This window comes from Streptomyces sp. HmicA12 (genome assembly GCF_000373565.1).
Lineage (GTDB): Bacteria > Actinomycetota > Actinomycetes > Streptomycetales > Streptomycetaceae > Streptomyces.
In genome coordinates this window covers 11,837-33,719 of record NZ_KB891805.1, presented here as the reverse complement: position 1 = coordinate 33,719, position 21,883 = coordinate 11,837, and the positions used below count along the sequence as shown (strand labels likewise).

20 protein-coding genes are annotated in these 21,883 nt (G+C 70.7%); 8 read left to right on the top strand and 12 right to left on the bottom strand.

Going from position 1 to position 21,883, the window contains the following annotated elements; genetic code table 11:
* Positions 1–30 precede the first annotated feature (30 nt).
* Positions 31–2,883 (bottom strand): DEAD/DEAH box helicase, encoded by a 2,853-nt coding sequence (locus B072_RS0114565; RefSeq protein ID WP_018530689.1) that lies wholly within the window; start codon positions 2,881–2,883, stop codon positions 31–33.
* A gap of 248 nt (positions 2,884–3,131) precedes the next feature.
* Between B072_RS0114565 and B072_RS0114560 the strand changes: the two genes are divergently transcribed.
* From B072_RS0114560 to B072_RS0114550, 3 genes are all read left to right on the top strand, one after another.
* Positions 3,132–3,725: a histidine phosphatase family protein gene (locus B072_RS0114560; RefSeq protein ID WP_018530688.1), complete on the top strand. Its 594-nt coding sequence runs from the start codon at positions 3,132–3,134 to the stop codon at positions 3,723–3,725.
* Positions 3,726–3,795: 70 nt separating this feature from the next.
* Positions 3,796–4,434, top strand: a complete 639-nt coding sequence (locus tag B072_RS0114555; protein ID WP_018530687.1) for a hypothetical protein — start codon at positions 3,796–3,798, stop codon at positions 4,432–4,434.
* A gap of 74 nt (positions 4,435–4,508) precedes the next feature.
* A complete protein-coding gene (locus B072_RS0114550) occupies positions 4,509–4,931 on the top strand; it encodes an acyl-CoA thioesterase (protein WP_026245826.1) in 423 nt (140 codons plus the stop codon).
* A gap of 35 nt (positions 4,932–4,966) precedes the next feature.
* Here the strand turns inward: B072_RS0114550 and B072_RS0114545 are convergent, their stop codons facing one another.
* Entirely contained in the window at positions 4,967–5,818 is an 852-nt protein-coding gene (locus B072_RS0114545; protein ID WP_018530685.1) for an NAD(P)H-binding protein, read from the bottom strand.
* A gap of 96 nt (positions 5,819–5,914) precedes the next feature.
* Between B072_RS0114545 and B072_RS43220 the strand changes: the two genes are divergently transcribed.
* Together B072_RS43220 and B072_RS0114535 are read left to right on the top strand one after the other, a co-directional pair.
* Positions 5,915–6,820: an AraC family transcriptional regulator gene (locus B072_RS43220; RefSeq protein WP_018530684.1), complete on the top strand. Its 906-nt coding sequence runs from the start codon at positions 5,915–5,917 to the stop codon at positions 6,818–6,820.
* Between the two features lie 216 nt (positions 6,821–7,036).
* Positions 7,037–7,888, top strand: a complete 852-nt coding sequence (locus B072_RS0114535) for a chitosanase (protein WP_018530683.1) — start codon at positions 7,037–7,039, stop codon at positions 7,886–7,888.
* A 197-nt stretch (positions 7,889–8,085) separates the two neighbouring features.
* Here the strand turns inward: B072_RS0114535 and B072_RS0114530 are convergent, their stop codons facing one another.
* From B072_RS0114530 to B072_RS0114495, 8 genes are all read right to left on the bottom strand, one after another.
* Positions 8,086–9,438 carry a nucleobase:cation symporter-2 family protein gene (locus tag B072_RS0114530; RefSeq protein WP_051127186.1) on the bottom strand — a complete coding sequence of 451 codons (1,353 nt, stop codon included), beginning with the start codon at positions 9,436–9,438 and terminating at the stop codon, positions 8,086–8,088.
* Between the two features lie 344 nt (positions 9,439–9,782).
* Positions 9,783–11,180 (bottom strand): 8-oxoguanine deaminase, encoded by a 1,398-nt coding sequence (locus B072_RS0114525; RefSeq protein WP_018530681.1) that lies wholly within the window; start codon positions 11,178–11,180, stop codon positions 9,783–9,785.
* 45 nt (positions 11,181–11,225) lie between these two features.
* Entirely contained in the window at positions 11,226–12,641 is a 1,416-nt protein-coding gene (locus B072_RS0114520; RefSeq protein WP_026245824.1) for a nucleobase:cation symporter-2 family protein, read from the bottom strand.
* Positions 12,642–12,765: 124 nt separating this feature from the next.
* Positions 12,766–13,701, bottom strand: a complete 936-nt coding sequence (gene pucL, locus B072_RS0114515; protein WP_018530679.1) for a factor-independent urate hydroxylase — start codon at positions 13,699–13,701, stop codon at positions 12,766–12,768.
* Between the two features lie 5 nt (positions 13,702–13,706).
* A complete protein-coding gene (uraH, locus tag B072_RS0114510; protein ID WP_018530678.1) occupies positions 13,707–14,105 on the bottom strand; it encodes a hydroxyisourate hydrolase in 399 nt (132 codons plus the stop codon).
* Positions 14,106–14,137: 32 nt separating this feature from the next.
* Positions 14,138–14,653: a 2-oxo-4-hydroxy-4-carboxy-5-ureidoimidazoline decarboxylase gene (gene uraD, locus B072_RS0114505; RefSeq protein WP_018530677.1), complete on the bottom strand. Its 516-nt coding sequence runs from the start codon at positions 14,651–14,653 to the stop codon at positions 14,138–14,140.
* A gap of 149 nt (positions 14,654–14,802) precedes the next feature.
* A complete protein-coding gene (locus tag B072_RS0114500) occupies positions 14,803–15,171 on the bottom strand; it encodes a helix-turn-helix domain-containing protein (RefSeq protein WP_018530676.1) in 369 nt (122 codons plus the stop codon).
* The gene (locus tag B072_RS0114495) at positions 15,168–15,431 is read right to left on the bottom strand and encodes a hypothetical protein (RefSeq protein ID WP_043244001.1); all 264 of its coding nucleotides are present in this window, start codon (positions 15,429–15,431) and stop codon (positions 15,168–15,170) included. Before B072_RS0114495 ends, B072_RS0114500 begins: the two co-directional genes overlap by 4 nt.
* A 136-nt stretch (positions 15,432–15,567) precedes the next feature.
* On the opposite strand from B072_RS0114495, the gene B072_RS0114490 reads away from it, so the two are divergent.
* From B072_RS0114490 to B072_RS0114480, 3 genes are all read left to right on the top strand, one after another.
* A complete protein-coding gene (locus B072_RS0114490) occupies positions 15,568–16,422 on the top strand; it encodes a TIM barrel protein (RefSeq protein ID WP_026245823.1) in 855 nt (284 codons plus the stop codon).
* 87 nt (positions 16,423–16,509) lie between these two features.
* On the top strand, positions 16,510–17,406 hold the full coding sequence (locus tag B072_RS0114485; RefSeq protein ID WP_018530673.1) for a 2-hydroxy-3-oxopropionate reductase: 897 nt from the start codon (positions 16,510–16,512) through the stop codon (positions 17,404–17,406).
* 206 nt (positions 17,407–17,612) lie between these two features.
* A complete protein-coding gene (locus B072_RS0114480) occupies positions 17,613–19,070 on the top strand; it encodes a catalase (RefSeq protein ID WP_018530672.1) in 1,458 nt (485 codons plus the stop codon).
* A gap of 400 nt (positions 19,071–19,470) precedes the next feature.
* On the opposite strand, the gene B072_RS0114475 is transcribed toward B072_RS0114480, so the two are convergent.
* Positions 19,471–19,902: a hypothetical protein gene (locus B072_RS0114475; RefSeq protein WP_026245822.1), complete on the bottom strand. Its 432-nt coding sequence runs from the start codon at positions 19,900–19,902 to the stop codon at positions 19,471–19,473.
* Between the two features lie 140 nt (positions 19,903–20,042).
* Entirely contained in the window at positions 20,043–21,821 is a 1,779-nt protein-coding gene (gene gcl, locus B072_RS0114470) for a glyoxylate carboligase (RefSeq protein ID WP_018530670.1), read from the bottom strand.
* Positions 21,822–21,883 lie beyond the last annotated feature (62 nt).

Below are 21,883 nucleotides of genomic sequence, written 5' to 3'. Positions count from 1 at the left end.
GGTGGTCCGCCTTCCCTGGGCTCTCGCGCCTCACGCCGACTCCCTCCTCAGCGACACCAGATCGCTCAGCTCCCGGTCCGTGAGCTCGGTCAGTGCCGCCTCCCCGGAACCCAGCACCGCGTCCGCCAGCGCCCGCTTGGAGGCGAGCATCTCGGCGATCCGGTCCTCGACCGTGCCCTCGGTGATCAGCCGGTGGACCTGGACCGGCTGGGTCTGCCCGATACGGTAGGCGCGGTCGGTGGCCTGCTCCTCCACGGCGGGGTTCCACCAGCGGTCGAAGTGGACGACGTGCCCCGCGCGCGTGAGGTTCAGCCCCGTACCGGCCGCCTTCAACGACAGCAGGAACACCGGGACCTCCCCGGCCTGGAACCGGTCCACCATGCGCTCGCGCTCGGCGATCGGGGTGCCGCCGTGCAGCAGTTGGTGCGGGATGGCGCGGGTGGTCAGATGCGTGGCGAGGAGCTGGGCCATGGACACGTACTGGGTGAAGACGAGGACCGAACCGCCCGAGCCTCCCTCGGCGAGGATCGTGTCCAACAGCTCGTCGAGAAGCGCGAGTTTCCCGGAGCGCCCGGCCAGGCGCGGGCGGGTGCTCTCGCCTTCCTTCAGGTACTGCGCGGGGTGGTTGCACACCTGCTTGAGCGAGGTGAGGAGCTTCATGATGAGGCCGCGTCGGCCGATCCCCTCGGCCTCCTCGATCTGGGCCATCGACTCGCGCACCACGGCCTCGTAGAGCGACGCCTGCTCGCGCGTGAGCGGTGCCGGATGGTCCGACTCGGTCTTCGGCGGCAGCTCGGGGACGATGCCGGGGTCGGACTTCTTGCGGCGCAGGATGAAGGGGCGGACCAGGCGGGACAGGCGCTCGATCGCCTCGGGGTTCTCCAGGGGGCCCTCGCCCTCGACCGCCCGCGCGTGCCGCGCCCGGAACGCCTTCAGCGGCCCGAGCAGGCCCGGTGTCGTCCAGTCGAGCAGTGCCCACAGCTCGGAGAGGTTGTTCTCCACGGGGGTGCCGGTGAGGGCCACGCGCGCGGGGGTGCCGATCGTGCGCAGGGCTTTCGCCGTCGCCGAGTTCGGGTTCTTGACGTGCTGCGCCTCGTCGGCGACGACCATGCCCCAGTCGTGCTCGGCGAGTTCGGCGGCGCGGGTGCGCAGGGTGCCGTACGTGGTGAGGACGAATCCGGCGGTGCCGTCGCCGAGTGTGCGGTCGGCGCCGTGGAAGCGGCGTACGGGAACGCCGGGGGCGAACTTCTCGATCTCCCGCTGCCAGTTGCCGAGCAGCGACGCCGGGCAGACCACGAGGGTGGGCTGCGGCCGGTCGCGGCGCAGGTGCAGGGCGATGAGGGTGACGGTCTTGCCGAGGCCCATGTCGTCGGCGAGGCAGCCGCCGAGGCCGAGCGAGGTCATGAGGTCGAGCCAGGCCAGGCCGCGGAGTTGATAGTCGCGGAGCGTGGCGCGCAGCCCGGCCGGGGGCTCCACCGTGTCGATGCCCCGGGTCAGGCGGTCGCGCAGTTCGGCGAGGCGTCCGGTGGGCACGGCCGCGACCCGCTCGCCGTCCACCTCGGCCTCGCCGGTGAGGGCGACCGCGAGCGCGTCGACGGGCTGCAGCAGGCCCAGCTCCCGCTTGCGCGCCTTGCGGACGAGGTCGGGGTCGACGACAACCCATTGGTCGCGGAGCCGGACGACCGCCCGGTGCGACTCGGCGAGCTTGTCCATCTCGCGCTCGGTCAGCGGGTCGCCGTCGAGCGCCAACTGCCAGTTGAACGCCATCAGTTCGTCGGCGTCGAAGAACGTCGTGCCGTCGGTGGCGGAGCCGGGCGCGGTGTGGGCGCGCACCACGGCGGTCGCGGTGAGCGAGCGGGCCAGCTCGCGCGGCCAGTGCACGGCGACCCCGGCCTCGGCGAGCCGCGCCGTGCCCGGCCCGAGCAGATCGATCAGCTCGCTCTCGCCGAGGGGCAGCACGTCCGGTACGTCCTGCTCCAGGAGGCGGCCGAGCGGCGGCCAGACGGCAGCGGCCCGGCGCACCGCGAGGACCGCGTCGATCCGGGCGCGCGGCCCGAAGTGGTCGTCGGCGTCGCCGGCCCACAGGTGCGCGGCGTCGGCCACGCGCGTGGGGTCGGCGAGGCTGTGCACCTGGACGATGGCGGTGCCGGCGCGGCGCGTCTCGGGCCCGTCCGGGTCGGCGTCGGGATCGCCCCCGTCGAACAGTTCCTGATGGGAGAGGTCGAGCCGGAGCGAGACCTTCACGCCCGCGTCGAGCCCGGCCGCCGCCTCCACCGCCCAGGGCCGCGCCTGCGGAATGTACTGGGCCGCGGCGGCGGCGAACGGGGCGCCCGCCGCGTGCGCCGCCGCCGGGGTGCGCGGCAGCGCGTCGGCCACGGCGTCGAGGAACGCCCGTACCAACGCCTCGGGATCGGGCACCTGGACGGGCCTGCGCCCGGCCACCGGGACCGCGAAGCCCTCCGGTGGGAGGGCGGCTGCGATCCCTCTGATCTGCGCGATGTCGTCCTCGTCGAGCGGGCCCGCGCGCCAGGCGTCGTGGTCCGACGCGGTGAGGCCGGGCAGCAGCCTGCCGCGAGCGACGAGGTGCAGGGCGTGCGCGGCGGCGGCGCCCCAGGCCGCGGCGGCGGGGTGGGCGCCGCGGGTGCGGCGGGCCCGCACCAGGAGCGGCAGCGCGTCGGCGACGGGCAGCACGAAGGCGGGGACCTTCCGGCTGCGCACGCTCGCGCCGTGCGGCCGCACCAGGGCGATCTCCTCGTCGGCGCCGGGCAGCGCCGCCCCGTCGTCCGGCGACCAGAACGCGATCCGGCCCTCGCGGGGCAGCGGAGCGGGCAGGAAGACGGCGGCGGCACCGAGGACGGCACCCGGCAGCTCCGGCACGAACACTGCCACCTCCCTTCCTTCTCTCACCTGTGTACAGCTCTGGACGGCCGCGGGACCTGTAGGACCACCGGACCACCAAGATCTCGTAAGACCTCTCAGACCTTACGGGCCGGGTCTGACAATCCATGATCCGTGCCGGGCCGGAGGGCGGCCGAAGGCCACCGCGGGGCCCGCGGTCCCGACCACGTGTACGGTTCCATCGACCATGTCCATGGAACCGTACGGAATCCTGACAGAACGGGGCGCGTGTCTTGGGTGATCTGCTCCTTGTCCGGCACGGCGAGACCGAGTGGGCCCTGACCGGCCAGCACACGGGTCTCACCGACATCCCGCTCACCGAGAACGGCCGGGAGGAGGCGCGCAGAGTCGCGCCGCTCGTCGGCAGCTATCACATCGGTGCCGTCTTCGTGAGTCCTCTGCGGCGTGCCCGGGAGACCGCCGAACTGGCGGGTCTCCAGCGCGTCAATGTCGACCGCGACCTCCTCGAATGGGACTACGGCGCCTACGAGGGCGTCACCACCCGGGAGATCCAGCGGACGCGGCCCGACTGGTTCCTGTTCGACGACGGGGTGCCGCCCGGGCCTCCGGAGCATCCAGGCGAGACACCGGACGAGGTGGGCGCGCGGGCCGACCGGATGCTCTCCAAGGTCGACGCGGCGCTCGCCAACAACGAGGGCAGTGTCGTGCTCGTCTCGCACGGCCACTTCCTGCGGGTGCTGACCGCGCGCCGCCTCGGGCTTCCGCCGTCGGGCGGCGCCCACTTCCTGCTGGCGACCGGCACGGTGAGCCGGCTGACCATGGAGCACGGCCGGCCCGTGATCTCGGGCTGGAACCTGCGGCCCTGACCGGGCCGCGTCGGGCCGTCCGGCCGCCGGGCGACGGCCGTTGTCAGACCCGTCGTGCACCATCGTCTCCATGACCAGACCGCCGACCGCCGCGCAGCGGCGCATCATCGAGGCCGCGGAGCCGGAGACGGGCCGGATCACCGGCACCGCGACCCAGCTCGCCCGGCTCGTCGCGCTGCGGCTCGCGTTCCGGCATCCGCGGCCGCCGCACGATCACTTCCTGACCCCGGCGGGCCACCGGATCCGGGAGGCCGTCGAGGAGACCCCGGCGCCGCAGCCCGAGGCCACGCCCGCCGCGCCCACCCCGCCGGGCGGAGTGTTCACGGCGTGGCTCGGCGGTGAGCCGGACGCCGTCGCGTCGCCCGCGCGGGCGCGCGAGGTGCGCACGGCCTGGCAGGGCCTGATGGAGATACGCCGGATGACGAATCCGGACGGCGCGACCGACCGGCCCTGCGCGTGGGAGCGCGGCCGGCTCGCGCACTCCGCGGCGCTGGCCCTGGAGGCCGCGGGCTGCGCGCCGGCGACCGGCACGGCGACCGGTCACCGTGTGACGGACACCCCGCAGCCCGAGGCCGTCGCCGTGCGGCACCCCGACCCCGGCGCCCTCGCGGCCTGTGCAGCCGCGCTCCGGCGGGCCGGCTGGCAGGTGAGCGAGCACGCCGAGCCGCGCGGCGGCCGCTGGCTGCTGGCCTCGCCCAGACGCACGTAGACGCTTTCCCGGCACCGCACCGGACCCACGCCTGGGCACAATCGAGGCACACCAGGATCGTCGAAGGGATCGTCGTGGCAGAGCGGTTTTCCGTGCGGGTCGAGGTCCGCGGGTACGAGACGGACTCGCAGGGGCACCTCAATCAGGCGGTGTACCTGCAGTACGCGGAGCACGCGCGCTGGTCGCTGCTGCGGCACGGCGGCATCGAGCAGCGCGATCTGCTCGCCCGGGGCGTGGGCCCCGTCGTCCTGGAGACGACGATCCGCTACCTGGCGGAGCTGCACGCCGGCGACCGGGTGGACGTGGGGTGCGTCTTCGAGTGGGGCGAGGGCAAGACGTTCCGCGTGCGCCAGGAGATCACGCGGCCCGACGGCACGCTGTCGGCCGAACTGACCTCGGTGGGAGGCCTGTTGGACCTCACCGCGCGCAGGCTGGTGGCGGGCCCGAAGGAGGTCTTCAAGGAGCTGTCGAAGGACCCGGGCGCCTTCGGCCTGTAGGGCGCGCGGCGCGGTCGGCGGCTTGCGGACACGACCTAGGCGAACGCGTCCTTGTGGTCGCGCGCCCACTCCTCGAAGGTCCGCGGCGGGCGCCCGAGCACCCGCTCCACGTCGTCGGTGACCACCGCGTTGCCGCCGTCCCTGACGAACGCGAGGCCTTCGAGGACGCCGTCCACGGAGTGTTCGGGGATGCCGATCGACAGGAGGCGGGCGCGGTTGTCCGCCGTCGAGAGCTCGACCGTGTCGAGGGTCCGGCCGAGCACCGTGCCGAGGGCCGCCGCCATCCGGGGCACCGCGAGCGCCTCGGGCCCCGTCGGCGTGTACGTCCGTCCGTGATGGCCGTCGCCGAGCAGTGCCTCGGCGGCGACGGCCGCGATGTCGGCCGGGTCGACGACGCCCTGCGCGCCGCCCCCGTACTGGTCGGGCACGGGCCGCCCCGCCCTGATGTCGGGGGCCCACCACAGGAAGTTCGAGGCGAACATGGTCGGGCGCAGGATCGTCCACTCCAACGTCCCGTCGCGCAGGGCCTGTTCGCCGGGTACGTGCCATTGGCTGAAGGGGCCGCTCGCCGGGTCCCCGGTGGCGATCGCCGAGAGCTTGACCGCGCGCCGCGCGCCTGCCGTCACGGCCGCGTCGAGCAGGGTCCGGTCGTGGGCGCCGGGGGCCGCGGCGCCCGGCACGTTGACCATGAACACGGCGTCGACGCCGGTGAGGGCGGCCCGGAGCGAGTCCGGGGTGTCGTAGTCGCCGCGCACCACCTCGGTCCCCGGCCCGAAGCGGGCACGGGACGGGTCGCGGGTCAGGGCCCGGTGAGGGATGCCGCGCGCGGCGAGGAGGCGGACGAGTTCGCTGCCGATGGTGCCCGTGGCACCGGTGATGAGGATCATGTGTCCCACGCTGCTCCCGGCCGCCGCCCGCCGGATAGGAAATTCCGGCACGCTTTCGCCGCCCCCGAGCGGGTCGGCGCTGGCTACGGTGGTGCGGTGACCACGGTGACGGAGTCCGCGCCCGCATGGCTGGCCCGGCAGACGACGATCAGGACGGCGGCGGGTGCGTCGCTCTTCCCCGCCCGGCTCGTCGAACCTCCCGAGGCGCTGCGCCCCTGGGTCACCGACATCGGGATCACCACGCACACTCCCGGCGCGACGGCCTCGGTCGCCCATGTGCCGGACGCGGCCGTGCGGTTGGTGCTGCGCACCCTGCCGGACGGCGGCAGTGACGTCCTCGCGATCGGGCCGCGCACCCGTGCCTCGTACCACACGGGCAAGCGCCTCCCGCTCTGCCTCGACCTGCGGATCAAGCCGGGGGCGGCGCGGTCGCTCCTGGGCACGTCGGCGCGGGAGTTGGTGGGCCACGCGGTGCCGCTGGCCGAGCTGCCGGGGCCGGAAACGGCTCGTCTGGCTCGGCAACTCCTGCTTATCGGGGGCGAGTTGTCGCAGGGCGAGGTGATCACCGCGGTGGCCGAGTTGCTGCCGTCCGCGTTCACCCCGCGCGACTCGGCGGAGCTGTCCCGCGAGCTGCTCGTCCGGTCGGCGATCGATGCCCTGTCGACCCGGCCGGGGCGTCCGCGCCCCGCGTCGGTCGCCGTGGTGGCGCACCGACTCTCGGTCAGTGAGAGGCAGTTGAGGAACCTGTTCACCGACAGCGTCGGCCTCTCCCCCAAGCACTTCGCCCGCATCGACCGGGCACGGCAGCTGCTCGCGGTGGCCGCGCGGCGCGACGGCGAGGCCCAGGTGCCGTGGGCGGGCCTGGCGCAGGACACGGGCTACTACGACCAGTCGCACATGGCGGCCGAGTTCCGCACCCTGTTCGGGGTGGCGCCGACCGCGTTCGTCAGCGGACACCTCCCGGCGGGCACCCCGTGCCGCTCGCGGCGTCCCGGCGCGTGACACGGGCGTCATGCCGCCCGGGGCGATGACGCTCCACGAGTCCATCGGGTACCGCACGACCGCGCCGTCGGGGCTGTTCCGCTCACGCAAGGAGAACCGCTTCGACGCCAAATCCCTTCGGGGTCGGGCTTCTTGACGGGTATACGTCATCCCTAATCTCTGGTAGGAAACCTTCCTAACAGTCGAAGGAACGACGAACTCCCCTCAGGAGGACCCGTGTCGACCCCCCACATACGCACCTCCCGCACCTCCCGCCGCACCCTGCTCGCCGCACTCGGCGCCGCCGTCGTGGCAGTCCCGCTCCTGGGCACCCAGCTCGCCGGAGCCGCCCCCGTCGCCGGTGGTGCGAGCGCCGGCGCGGACGGGCTCGACGACCCGGCGAAGAAGGAGATCGCCATGCAGCTGGTGTCGAGCGCGGAGAACTCCTCGCTGGACTGGAAGGCCCAGTACCGGTACATCGAGGACATCGGCGACGGCCGTGGCTACACCGCCGGGATCATCGGCTTCTGCTCCGGCACCGGCGACATGCTCGACCTCGTCGAGCTCTACACCGAGCGCGTGCCCGGCAACGTACTCGCCCCGTACCTGCCCGCCCTGCGCGAGGTGAACGGCGGCGACTCGCACGAGGGCCTCGACCCGGACTTCCCCGACGACTGGGCCCGGGCGGCCGAGGACCCGGCGTTCCAGCAGGCGCAGAACGACGAGCGCGACCGCGTCTACTTCGACCCCGGGGTCGCCCAGGGCCGGGCCGACGCGGTCGGCACCCTCGGGCAGTTCGCGTACTACGACGCCCTCGTGATGCACGGCAACGGCTCGGACCCCACGGGCTTCGGCAGCATCCGTGAGCGCGCGCTCGGTCAGGCACGGCCGCCCGCGCAGGGCGGCGACGAGGTCACCTGGCTGGGCGCGTTCCTCGACGCCCGCGTCTGGGCGATGAAGCAGGAGGAGGCGCACAGCGACACCAGCCGCGTCGACACCGCGCAGCGCGTGTTCCTGGAACAGGGGAACCTGAACCTCGACCCGCCGCTGGACTGGAAGGTGTACGGGCAGAGCTTCCACATCGGCTGACGGCCGGTGGTGGGCTGGTCGCGCAGTTCCCCGCGCCCCTGGAGAGGCGCACCGCGTGCGCTACCTCCATCGATGAAGGCGAGCGGCGGAGCCGCAAGTCTTCAGGGGCGCGGGGAACTGCGCGACCAGCCACGTCGAGACCCGCACCCGCCGACACGGCCCCCGCCCACCAGGGCGGAAAGCGCGCCCGGCAGAAATCAGTGCGCCCCCGCCGCCGTCGCGTCCCTGCGCTGTTCCGCGATCGCGCCGCCCGATTCCATGGGCGCGGTGACGTCGTCCGCGTCGCGGCTGCGGCCGATGTGGTTGAAGACCAGGTTCAGGAGCACCGCGGCGACACAGCCCGTCGAGATGCCCGAGTCCAGGATGATCTTCGCGCGCTCCGGGAACGCGTGGTAGAACTCCGGCGCCGCGATGGGGATCAGGCCCACGGCGAGCGAGACCGCGACGATGAGGACGTTGTTGTCCTTGTCCAGGCCCGCCTTGACCAGGGTCTGGATGCCGCTGGCCGCGACCGAGCCGAACAGGACCACGCCCGCGCCGCCGAGGACCGGGCGGGGCACGACGGCGATCAGGGACGCGGCCATCGGGCACAGGCCCATCAGGACCAGGAAGGCGCCGCCGGTCGCCACGACGAACCGGCTGCGGATCTTCGTCATCGCCACCAGGCCGATGTTCTGCGCGAACGCGCTGCACATGAAGCCGTTGAAGACCGGGCTGATCGCCGTGCCGAGGGTGTCGGCGCGCAGACCCGCCGCGATCGTCCTCTCGTCGGCCGGACGGTCGACGATCTCGCCGAGCGCGAGCATGTCGGCGGTCGACTCGGTCATCGAGACGACCATGACGACGATCATCGAGACGATGGCCGCTCCCGCGAACTGCGGTGCGCCGAAGTGGAACGGGCTCGGGAAGCCGACGACGTCCGCGTCACCGACCGGCGAGAAGTCCGTGACGCCGAACGGGATCGCGACGACCGTGCCGATGACCAGGCCGAGCAGCACCGCGATCTGCTTGACGAACCCGGAGGTGAAGCGGCGCAGCAGCAGCACGATGACGAGGGTGACGCCGGCGAGCGCCAGGTTCTTCATCGAGCCGTAGTCGGCGGCCTTGGCGTCCGGTCCCTGTGCCCAGCCGAACGCGACCGGCATGAGGGAGATGCCGATGAGGGTGATCACGGTGCCGGTGACCACCGGTGGGAAGAAGCGGATCGCCTTGGAGAAGAAGGGGGCGGCTATGAAGCCGAGGACGCCCGCGACGATCACCGCTCCGAAGATGATCGGCAGGGCGTCGTCCTTGTTCTTCGTCGAGTCGACGATGGCGAGCATCGGGGCGACGCCCGCGAACGTCACGCCGTTGACGAAGGGCAGCCGGGCGCCGATCTTCCAGATGCCGAGCGTCTGGAGGAAGGTCGCCAGGCCCGCCGTGAAGAGGCAGGCGCCGGTCAGGAAGGTGAGGTCCTTCGCCGACAGACCTATGTACGCGCCGACGATGAGCGGCGGCGCGACCACGCCTGCGTACATGGCCGCGACGTGCTGGAGCCCTGTCGTCGCCATCTTCAGCGGCGGCAGCTTCTCGTCTACCGGGTGTTTGGTATGCCCCGCGGATTCGTCGGCGGGGGTGGTGCCTTGCTTGGTGAACCTGGGCTTCGTCGCCACTGCGGCTCCTCCGGTTGTTTTCCAGTCCCGGCGGGCCGCCGGCACTTCGCTTCTGGGAGGTGATGCAAGGTCGTGCTCAAAATGTGCCGATATGTAGTTGTTGTGCGCCCAGGTACTACTGACCGCCCCGGCAACGTGAAGCTTCGGGCCACGTTCCGGGGCGGCACCCGAGCTGCCCGCTCGGCAGCTCGGGTCCGGCCGGGGACCGTCCTCCCCGGCCGGAGTTCAGGGGTTGGCGAACGTCACGCCTGCGCGGCGATCCGCGCCAGACGCCGCGCCTCGTCCCGCGTGGAGCGGGCGATGGCGTCCTCGTCGACGTGCAGGAGGCGGCTGTCCTCCACGACCGGCTTGCCGTTGACGAGCGAGAGGGTGACCGGGGCGGCCGCGCCGAAGACGAGCGCGGTGACCGGGTCGGCGATGGAGGAGTGGGCGAGCGTGTCCATCTTCCACAGCACGAGGTCGGCGAGCTTGCCGGTCTCCAGGGAGCCGATCTCGCGTGCCCTGCCGAGGACCTGGGCGCCGCCGTACGTGCCGAGGCGCAGCGCCTGACGGGCGTTCAGGGCGGCCTCGCGGTGGGCGCCGAGGCGGTTGATCAGGAGCGCGTTGCGCAGTTCGGTGTGGAGTTCACCGGACTCGTTGGACGCCGTTCCGTCGACGCCGAGGCCGACCGGGACGCCGGCGGCGAGCATGTCGGGGACGCGCGCGATGCCGGCCGCCAGGCGGGCGTTGGAGGACGGGCAGTGCGCCACGCCCGTCCTCGTCCGGCCGAACGCGGCGATGTCGGAGTCGTTCATGTGGACGCTGTGCGCCATCCACACGTCCTCGCCGAGCCAGCCCGTCGACTCGAAGTAGTCGGTCGGACCCATACCGAACAGCTCGTGGCAGAACTTCTCCTCCTCGACCGTCTCGCTGCCGTGCGTGTGCAGCCGTACGCCGAGTCGGCGCGCCAACTCGGCGCCCTGCTTGAGGAGTTCGGTGGACACGGAGAACGGCGAACAGGGGGCCACGGCCACCTGCGTCATCGCGTCGAAGGAGGCGTCGTGGTGCTTCTTGACGGTCTCCTCGGTCGCGGCGAGGGCGCCTTCGAGGGTCTCGACGGCGAAGTCCGGCGGCAGGCCGCCGTCCTTCTCGCTGCGGTCCATGGAGCCGCGGGCCAGGGTGAAGCGCACGCCCATCTCGGAGGCGGCACGGATGATCGAGCCCGACAGGTCGCCCGAGCCCTGCGGGAAGACGTAGTGGTGGTCCATGGCGGTGGTGACGCCGCCGCGGGCCATCATCGCGAGGGAACCCTGGGCCGCCGCGTACGTCATCTGCTCGTCGATGCGCGCCCAGGTCGGGTACAGCGCCACCAGCCAGTTGAACAGGTTGTGGTCCGTGGCCAGGCCACGGGTGATCCACTGGTAGAAGTGGTGGTGCGTGTTGACCAGGCCGGGCGTGGCCAGGTGTCCGGTGCCGTCGATGCGGCGGACGACGTTCTCGAGCCCTGCCGGGGCCGCGCCGGCCCCGATGGACTCGATCCTGTTGCCCGCCACGACGATGTGGCCCGAGGCGTACTCGGTGTCCTGGTTGTCGACCGTCGCGATGGCGACGTTCTCGATGACGATGCGGTCGAGCCGCTGGTCTGCCGTAGAAGGTGCCATGGTGCTTCCTTCATTTCGTGAGTGGCGATTGGGCACGGCAGGACCCTAGGAGGATTTGAGTGCCGCAGCCGCGCCGGCGCTGCTACGGGTGCCGAGATGGTGGAAGAAGAGGTTCAGCGAGACGGCGACGAGCGCGCCCGCGCTGATGCCGGAGCCGAGCACGGTCTGCGCCCAGGCCGGGAAGTCGGCGTAGAAGGTGGGCGCGGCGAGCGGGATGATGCCCGCGCCGAGCGAGACGGCCACCAGGATGATGTTGGAGCTGTCGTCGAGGCCGGCCTCGGAGAGCGTACGGATGCCGCTGACCGCGATGGAGCCGAACAGGACGATGCCCGCGCCGCCGAGGACCGGCATGGGGACCAGGGAGACGACCGCGCCGAGCACCGGGAAGGCGCCGAGGATCAGCAGGGCGCCGCCGGCCACCGCGACCACGTAGCGGCTGCGCACCTTGGTCAGCGAGACGACGCCGACGTTCTGCGCGAAGGCGGAGGTCGGGAAGCCGCCGAAGATCGGCCCGATGAAGGTGGCGATGCCGTCGGTGCGCAGGCCGCGCGTGATGGTCTTCCCCGTGCAGTCGCGCTCGCAGATCTCGCCGATGGCGAGCATCCCGGCGCTCGACTCCGTCATCAGGACGAGCATGACGAGGCAGAGCGAGATGATCGCGGCGGGCTGGAACTCCGGTGTGCCGAAGGCGAACGGCGTGGGGAGCGCGGCCACGGGCGCCGACTTGATGGCGCTGAAGTCCGCCATGCCGAACGGGATCGCGGCGAGCGTGCCGATCAACAGGCCGAAGAGCAGGGCGACTTGCTTGACGAAGCCGCGGCCGAAGCGCTGGATCAGCAGGATGACGACGAGGGTGAAGCCGGCGAGGGCGAGGAAGCGCATGTCGCCGTAGTCGGCGGCGGTCTTGTCGCCGCCCTGGGCCCAGCCGACCGGTACGGGCATCAGGGTCACCCCGATGAGGGTGATGACGACGCCGGTGACGAGCGGCGGGAAGAACCTCAACAGCCGCCCGAAGAAAGGCCCGATGGCGAGACAGAAGACACCCGCGACCATGACCGCCCCGTAGATGGCGGGGAGTTGGTCTCCTTCGGCGTTCGTCTCGGCGATGGCCAGCATGGGCGCGATGCCCGCCGACGACGCGGCGTTGACGAACGGCAGCCGGTTGCCGACGAAGCCCTTGACGCCGAGCGTCTGGAGCAGCGTGGCCACACCGGCGATGAGCAGGGACGCGGCGATCAGCCGGGTCTGTCCCGCCGTGTCCAGGCGGACGGCCTGGCCGATGATGAGCGGAGGGGTGACGACGCCCGCGTACATGGCGGCGATGTGCTGGAGCGCGGCGGGGACGAGCCGCGAGACGTGGAGCTTTTCGTCCACCGGGTGCACCTTGGTGACAGGAATGGTGCCGTCCGGCAGCGGGGTCGAACACGGGCCTTCAGCCGGCCCCTTTGCAGGCGTTGCCATGTTGTTCCCTCCGGGAGGGGGTGCCCCCGCCGACTGCGGGTGAGCGGGGGCACGCCTTCACAAGGCTGTGACACAGGGAGACGCGGCTCTCGGAGCGCGACTCACCAGGACATGACGAGGACCGTCAGAGGTTGGTCATGTCGGTGGGGATGCGCTGGTCGGCGCCGTCCCGCAGGATGGTGGCCTCGATCAGGCCGTAGGGGCGGTCGGCGGCCCAGTACACGGCGCCGTCCTTCGCCTCGTTCTCCAGGCCGAAGGCCGAGAGGTCCTGGCGGAAGTGGTGCTTGTTCGGCGCGGAGAAGCGGATCTCGTCGATCTCGCCGCGGTTGTTGATGACGCGCGAACCCATCTGGAAGAGGGTCTGCTGCAGCGACAGCGAGTACGTCTCGACGAAGGCCTGCAGGATGTGCTTCTTGGCCTGCTCGTAGGACTTGTTCCAGTTGGGCGTGCGGTCGTCCTCCGCGCCCGTCCAGTTGTGCCGCCACCAGGTCGACAGCGACGTGGCGAGGATGCGGTCGTAGTCCTCCTTGAGCGTCGTGTACTTGTCCTTGATGAAGCCCCAGAACTCGGAGTTCGTGGTGTTCATCACGGTCAAGTCCTTGAGCCCGGAAAGGACTTCGAACCTCTCGCCGTCGTACGTCACCTGCACCAGGCGCGTCTCCTGGCCCTTGCGGACGAAGGAGTGCTTGACCTCGTCGGCGCCGATGAAGTTGGAGCCCGCGTCGGAGCCGGCTATGCGCTCCCAGGAGTACTCCTCGATGCGGATGCGCGACCGGTGGATCGACGGCTGGCTGTCGACGAAGTGCCGGGCCAGCTCGATGCCGTACTGCTCGGCCGACTCGATGCCGTGTTCCTTGGCGAAGGCGAAGCAGGTGTTCTTGGTGGTGTCGGTCGGCAGGCAGTGGGCGTTCGACCCGGTGAGGTGCACGTCGTCGAGGTCACCGCTGAGGGCGACCGAGACGTTCAGGTCCTTGATGTGGTGGGTGTCGCCGTCCCGCGTGATCTTTACGACTCGGTTCTCGGCCTTGCCGTACTGGTTCTGTCCCAGAATCGTGGGCATGTCTGCTAGCTCCCTCGGTAAACGGAGTAGCCGAACGGGTTGAGCAGCAGCGGCACGTGGTAGTGCTCGCCCGGCTTGACGGCGAACGTGATCGCCACCTCCGGGAAGAACGCTCCGGTCGTGTCGCTGTCCCGATTCGCGGGGGCGTCCTGCTGCGCATCGGCTTGCTTCTTGACGAAATACGCTTCCGTCTCGAAGTCGAGACGGACGTGGGTGGTGCCTTCCGGCAGTGCCGGCAGGTCCTTGCAGCGCCCGTCCGCATCAGTGGCGGAACCGCCGAGTGCGGCCCATGCGGCGTCCGAACCGGCGCGCGCCGCAAGGGAGATGGCGACGCCCTCGGCGGGGCGTCCGATGCTGGTGTCCAGGATGTGCGTGGACACCGACGCTGTGGTCGCGGTGCTCATCAGGCGTGTCCCCTTTCTTCTGCGAGGCTCTTCTACGAGGCTTCTGCGAGGCGGGTGAGGCGGATGCGGTTGATCTTGCCCAGCTCGGTGCGGACGATCTCCCGCTCCCGCTCGGGCGTGTTCTCGATGCGCTCCTTGAGGGCATCGAGCATGTGCTCCGCGCTCGCGCCGGTGGCGCAGATGAGGAAGACATGTCCGAACCGGTCCTGGTAGGCCAGGTTCAGTTCGAGCATCTCCGCCTTGAGCTCCTCGGAGGCTCCCGCCATGCCGCGTTGTTCGCGCGACGACGTCGGGTCGCCCGGCTTCGGGCGGCCGATCGGCGGGTGCCCCGCCATCGCCTCGGCGAGATCCTCCGCGGTCAGCTCCGCCATCGCGGCGTCACTGGCCCCGAAGAGTGCGTCGAGGGAAGCGAAGGGGCGCTGGGCGAGCAGCTTGCTCCCCCACGCCGATGAGGCACACACCTCGTGGAGCTCGGCCAGGGCCGCGCTCTCGTCCGAGGCGTTGAACCGGGTGAGCCCCTGTGTAGTACCTGACGAACCTGAAGTCACGGGATGCCTCCGTGGCCTTGTGCTGGACGGGCTGCGGATAGCTAACGCCCTCGGAAACATCGCGTCAACACTTTGTTGAAAACTTCGAGTGACAAAAACCGCCGTCCGGTATCCGGACGGCGGTCAGTGGACCGGGAACACGTCCCAGGTCAGGGGGCCTTCTCCCGGTTGAGGTAGTTGTAGACGGTGAACCGGGAAACACCGAGCGCCCCGGCCACGGTCTCCACGCCGTGTCGCACCGAGAAGGCGCCGCGCGCCTCCAGGACCCGTACGACCTCCTGCTTCTCCTTGCGGTCGAGCTCGGCCAGCGGCCGGCCCCGTCCGCGCTCCATGGCGGCCAGGATGTGGTCCAGCGAATCGGCCAGCTGGGGCAGCCGGACCGCCATCACGTCCGCGCCCTCCCAGCTCAGCACGACGTCGTCCTTGTCCGCCTCGCTCGGCGGCAGCATCTCGCCCCCCATGGCGTCGACGAGCGGCTTGACCGCTCTGACGAAGGGGTCGTCCCCGAGACCGGTCACTTATCGCCCTCCCCGGACCCGTTTCCGAGCACATTGACCTGGAGCGAGACCCGGGTGGCCCCGGCCTCCAGTGCCTGGCGCAGCAGGGCGTCGACCGCGGTGAGCACGCGGCCGGCCTCCCCCTCCGCCGTGTTGCCGAACGGTCCGACGTCCACCGCGTCCAGGTCGGCCCCCTGGATGACGTCGCGGGCGACCACCGCGTGCGGCGGCGCCTCGTCGAGGTCGAAGGGCTCGGTCGTGAACTCCACTCTCAATCGCACGGGCTCAACCTAATGCCGTTCGCGGTTTTTCCGGCAGCCCCTCTTGACAGTTCCCACGGACCGCAGGCAACCTTCCATCAAGCAGAAACTAACTTCCGCGATACGGAACAACTTACGGAAGGGAGCGCCGACCCCCATGCCAGGTTTTGAATTGGGTGCAGCCGCAGACCAGCGCTTCAACGTCAACCTGTCGATCCTCTTCACGGAACTCCCGCTCCTGGAGCGTCCCGCGGCCGCCGCCGCGGCGGGCTTCACCGCGGTCGAGCTGTGGTGGCCCTGGGTCGACGCCCCCACCCCCGAGCGGTCCGAGCTCGACGCCCTGCGCGGCGCGATCGAGGACGCCGGCGTCCAGCTGACGGGGCTGAACTTCTACGCGGGCCAGCTACCGGGTCCCGACCGGGGCGCCCTGTCGATCCCCGGCGAGGAGAGCGACAAGTTCCGCGCGAACATCGACATCGCGGCCGACTTCGCCCAGTCCCTCGGCTGCAAGGCGCTCAACGCGCTCTACGGCAACCGCGTCGACGGCGTGGACGAGGCCGCCCAGGACGAACTCGCCCTGGAGAACCTGGTGCTGGCGGCCCGCGCCGCCGACCGAGTCGGCGCCGTGCTGCTCATCGAGGCCCTCAACAAGCCCGAGTCGCCGAAGTGCCCGATCGTGAGCGCCCCCAAGGCGATCGAGATCGTGGACAAGGTGAACGCGGCGACCGGCCTCGGCAACGCCAAGTTCCTGATGGACCTGTACCACCTGTCCATGAACGGCGAGGACCTGCCGCAGGTCATCAGCGCCTACGCCGACAAGACGGCCCATGTGCAGATCGCCGACAACCCGGGCCGTGGCGCGCCGGGCACCGGCTCGCTGCCCCTGGAGGAGCTGCTCGACCAGCTGGCGAAGGCCGGTTACGAGGGCTATGTCGGCCTGGAGTACAAGCCGGGCGACCGCCCGAGCGCCGAGGCCTTCGACTGGCTGCCGCGCGAGCACCGCGCCGCCTGAGCGCCTCCGGGCCCAGCGGCCCCGCGGCCCCGCGGCCCCGCGGCCCCGCCAACTCATCGACGCAACAACGCTTTTGGAGTCACCCTCATGAGCAACAACCTCCCCAAGGTCGCGTGGATCGGTCTCGGCATCATGGGTTCGCCCATGTCGGAGAACCTGATCAAGGCCGGTTACGACGTCACGGGCTTCACCCTGGAGCAGGACAAGCTGGACCGCCTCGCCGCGGCCGGCGGCACCGCCGCGAAGTCGATCGCCGAGGCGGTCAAGGACGCCGACGTGATCGTCACCATGGTCCCGGCCTCCCCGCAGGTCGAGGCCATCGCGTACGGCGCCGACGGCATCCTGGAGAACGCGAAGTCGGGCGCGCTGCTCGTCGACATGTCGTCGATCACGCCGCAGACCTCGGTCGACCTGGCCAAGAACGCCAAGGACAAGGGCATCCGCGTCATCGACGCCCCGGTGTCCGGTGGCGAGGCCGGCGCGATCGAGGCCGTCCTGTCCATCATGGTCGGCGGCGAGCAGGGCGACTTCGACGAGGCCAAGCCGCTGCTCGACGCGCTCGGCAAGACCATCGTGCTGTGCGGTCCGCACGGCTCGGGCCAGACCGTGAAGGCCGCCAACCAGCTGATCGTCGCCGTGAACATCCAGGCGTGCGCCGAGGCCGTGGTCTTCCTGGAGAAGTCCGGCGTGGACCTGAAGGCCGCGCTCGACGTCCTCAACGGCGGCCTCGCCGGCTCCACCGTGCTGACCCGCAAGAAGGACAACTTCCTCAACCGGGACTTCAAGCCGGGCTTCCGCATCGACCTGCACCACAAGGACATGGGCATCGTCACCGACGCCGCCCGCAACGTCGGCGCGGCCCTGCCCGTCGGCGGTGTGGTCGCCCAGCTGGTCGCCTCGCTGCGCGCCCAGGGCGACGGCGGCCTCGACCACTCCGCGCTGCTGCGCTCGGTCGAGCGCCTCTCCGGCAACCAGGTCGCGTAGCTCCCCCAGACTTCCGGGCCGCGGCGGCGCTGACACCTGTCCTGTCGCGCCCAGGCGCCGTCGCGGCCCGGAACCATCTCCAAAACTTCAACATTCTGTTGACTTCAACTTCAACAAACTGTTGACGTGGCAGTTCAGGGCTCCTTACGCTCCCTGTCATCCTCAGCCATCGTCAGCAGCCACTGCACGGAAGGTCGCCTCGAATAATGCCGAAGCGTGTGCTCACGACCGAGTCCGGCGCCCCAGTCGCCGACAATCAGAACTCCGCCACCGCAGGCGTGGGCGGCCCGATCCTGCTCCAGGACCAGCAGCTCCTGGAGAAGCTCGCCCGCTTCAACCGTGAGCGCATCCCGGAGCGCGTGGTGCACGCCCGCGGCTCCGGCGCCTACGGCCACTTCGAGGTGACCGACGACGTCACCGGCTTCACCCACGCCGACTTCCTGAACACGATCGGCAAGCGCACCGAGGTCTTCCTGCGCTTCTCGACCGTCGCCGACAACCTCGGTGGCGCGGACGCCGTCCGTGACCCGCGCGGCTTCGCCCTGAAGTTCTACACCGAAGAGGGCAACTACGACCTCGTCGGCAACAACACCCCGGTGTTCTTCATCAAGGACCCGATCAAGTTCCCCGACTTCATCCACTCCCAGAAGCGCGACCCGTTCACGGGCAAGCAGGAGCCGGAGAACGTCTGGGACTTCTGGGCGCACGCCCCCGAGGCCACGCACCAGGTGACCTGGCTGATGGGCGACCGCGGCATCCCGGCCTCGTACCGGCACATGAACGGCTACGGCTCGCACACCTACCAGTGGACGAACGAGCAGGGCGAAGCCTTCTTCGTGAAGTACCACTTCAAGACCAACCAGGGCATCCGCTCGCTCTCCGCCGAGCAGGCCCAGGAGATCGTCGGCAAGGACGCCAACTCGCACCAGACGGACCTGCTCCAGGCCATCGAGCGCGGTGTCCACCCGTCCTGGACGCTGTACGTCCAGATCATGCCGGCGGCCGAGGCGGCGGACTACCGCTTCAACCCGTTCGACCTCACCAAGGTGTGGCCGCACAAGGACTACCCGCTGCAGCGCGTGGGCCGCCTGGTCCTCGACCGCAACCCGGACAACGTCTTCGCCGAGGTCGAGCAGGCCGCGTTCTCCCCGAACAACTTCGTGCCGGGCATCGGTCCCTCGCCGGACAAGATGCTCCAGGGCCGCCTGTTCGCCTACGCGGACGCGCACCGCTACCGCCTGGGCGTCAACCACACCCAGCTGCCGGTCAACTCCCCCAAGGCGACCTCGGCCGACAACTACGGCCGCGACGGTCTGATGGCCACCAACGCCTACGGCCGCACCCGCAAGAACTACGAGCCGAACTCCTTCGACGGCCCGGTCGAGACCGGCCGCCCGCTGGCCGCGCCGCTCGCCGTCTCCGGGTACACCGGGACGCACGAGGCGCCGGCCCACACCAAGGACGACGACTTCTTCCAGGCGGGCGAGCTGTACCGCCTGATGTCGGAGGACGAGAAGGGACGTCTGGTGGCGAACATCGCCGGCGGGCTCTCCCAGGTCTCGCACGACGACATCGTGGAGAAGAACCTGGCCCACTTCCACGCCGCCGACCCGGACTACGGCAAGCGCGTGGAGGCGGCGGTCCGCGCCCTGCGCGAGGACTGAACCCACAAGCAGCGTACGGGGATTGACGGGAGGTCAGCTCCGTACGCGTAGGCCCGTACCGCTCGCGCGACCCGGATGAGGGGTGGTCGTGCGGGACGGGTACGGGAGACTGCGCCAGTCGATGCGGCTGGCGCCGTGCGGGGACCGCGGCGGTTCGTGCGAGCCAGTGCGGTGGTGAAGGTCTCCGGGCCCCCTTTCGACCTGAGGGAGGGCGTGCCCGGCGGACCGTCGTACAGCCGCCGCGGTCCCAGCCACTCACACTCCGTCCGGTGGCGCGCATGCATGTTTCGCCAGTCGCGCGCCGTCGGACGGCAACCACCTCCCGAACCAGGAGCCCCCGGGTACGACGGTCCGTACCCGGGGGCTCTTTCGCGTACCGGCGTCCGGTACGGCCGCCGCCTCACATGCTGATGCGGCAGTACAGATGATGTCCGGCCGCCCGCGCGTCCACGGCCAGGGCGGCGAACGACTCGACCAGGTCCGCCAGCTCGCCCTCCTCCTCGTCCCCGTCGAACTCCTCCGTGCGCCCCCAGGCGGCCGCCGCCGTGCGCAGCGCCCGCGCGTCGGCGCCGGCGAGGGCGTCCCGCAGGCCGTCCGTCAGCGTCGTGACGACGACCGCGCAGTCCTCCTCCTGTGCGACCAGCGCGGCCTGGCGCGGGTCCGCCCGTACGTCGTCGTAGCTGCGGCCGGTCAGCAGGGCCTCCAGGTTGCCGATCATCACGGCCGGGTCGATCCCGTTGCCGCAGACGGCGCCGGGCACCTCGCCCACGTCCAGCTGTGCCGCCGCCGTCTCGTCGTCGGCGGCACTGAAGTAGTCCATCCATGCGCCCACGTGGCACTCCCCGAGGATCTTTGGCCGTTGTCGTGAACGGTAAGGCACGCCGCGCAGAGCACAAGCAGGCGGGCCACCGGTGCACCGGTGGCCCGCCTGGCCCTGTGTCCCCCCTCGGGAGGTCTGTCCGATCCTGTCGGTCAGACCTTCAGCGGACGGATCGACGTGGGCGCGTGGCCCGGCTCCGTCGCGATCTCCTCGAACTCCTTGACCGCGCTGATGTCGGCGGTCGGGCTCATGGAGATGTTCGTGATGCGCTCCAGGATCGCCTCGACGACGACCGGGACCTGGTGGTCCTGCGCGAGCTTCTTGGCCCGCTCCAGGGCCTCGCCCAGCTCGTTCGGGTCCGTCACCCGGATCGCCTTGCAGCCCAGGCCCTCGGCGACCTTGACGTGGTCGACGCCGTAGACGCCGAGCTCCGGGCTGTTCTGGTTCTCGAACTCCAGGTTGACCTGGAAGTTGATGTCCAGGCCGATCTGGGCCTGGCGGATCAGGCCCAGGTAGGCGTTGTTCACCAGGACGTGGACGTACGGGATGCGGTGCTGCGCGCCGACCGCCAGCTCCTCGATCATGAACTGGAAGTCGTAGTCGCCGGAGAGGGCGACGACCTGGGTGTCCGGGTCGGCCTTGGCGACGCCGAGCGCGGCCGGGATGGTCCAGCCGAGCGGTCCTGCCTGGCCGCAGTTGATCCAGTGGCGCGGCTTGTAGACGTGCAGCATCTGGGCACCGGCGATCTGCGACAGACCGATGGTCGTCACGTACCGGGTGTCCTTGCCGAACGCCTTGTTCATCTCCTCGTAGACGCGCTGCGGCTTCATGGGGATGTTGTCGAAGTGCGTGCGGCGCAGGAGGGTCTCCTTGCGCTCCAGGTGCGAGGCGACCCAGGCCGAGCGGTCGGGCAGCCTGCCGGCCGCCTTCAGCTCCTTCGCGACCTCGACGAAGAGCTCCAGGGCCGCCTTGGCGTCGGACGTGATCCCGTAGTCCGGCGCGAAGATCTTGCCGATCTGGGTGGGCTCGATGTCGACGTGCACGAACTTGCGGCCCTCGGTGTACACGTCCAGCTTGTAGCCGGTGTGACGGTTGGCCCAGCGGTTGCCGATGCCGAGGACGAAGTCCGATTCCAGGAACGTGGCGTTGCCGTAGCGGTGGCCGGTCTGCTGGCCGACCATGCCCGCGTTCAGGTCGTGGTCGTCCGGGATCGTGCCCCAGCCCATCAGGGTCGGCACGACCGGGGTGTTGGTGATCTCCGCGAACTCGACGAGCAGGTCGCTCGCGTCCGCGTTGATGATGCCGCCACCGGCGATGATCAGCGGCTTCTCGGACTCCAGGAGGAAGCCGATCGCCTTCTCGATCTGGGCACGGGTCGCGGCCGGCTTGTAGACCGGCAGCGGCTCGTACGTCTCCGGGTCGAACTCGATCTCGGTCTGCTGGACGTCGATCGGCAGGTCGATGAGGACCGGGCCGGGACGGCCGGACCGCATGAGGTGGAACGCCTGCTGGAAGACGCCCGGGACCTGCGCCGCCTCCAGGACCGTGACGGCCATCTTGGTGACCGGCTTGGCGATCGTCGCGATGTCGACGGCCTGGAAGTCCTCCTTGTGGAGCAGGTGCGTCGGCGCCTGGCCCGTGATGCAGAGGATCGGGACGGAGTCGCCCGTGGCGGAGTAGAGACCCGTGATCATGTCGGTGCCCGCGGGCCCCGAGGTGCCGATGCAGACACCGATGTTGCCCGGGTTCGCGCGCGTGTAGCCCTCCGCCATGTGCGAGGCGCCCTCGACGTGGCGGGCGAGCGTGTGGTCGATGCCGCCGCCCTCCTTGAGCGCCTTGTAGAAGGGGTTGATGGCGGCACCGGGCACGCCGAACGCGTTCGTGACGCCCTCGCGCTTGAGGATCTCAACTGCCGCCCGGACTGCGGTCATTCGAGCCATGAGTGCTCCCGACTCCTGCAGTGACTTGTAGGTCACCGTCTTGTCAGCTCTGT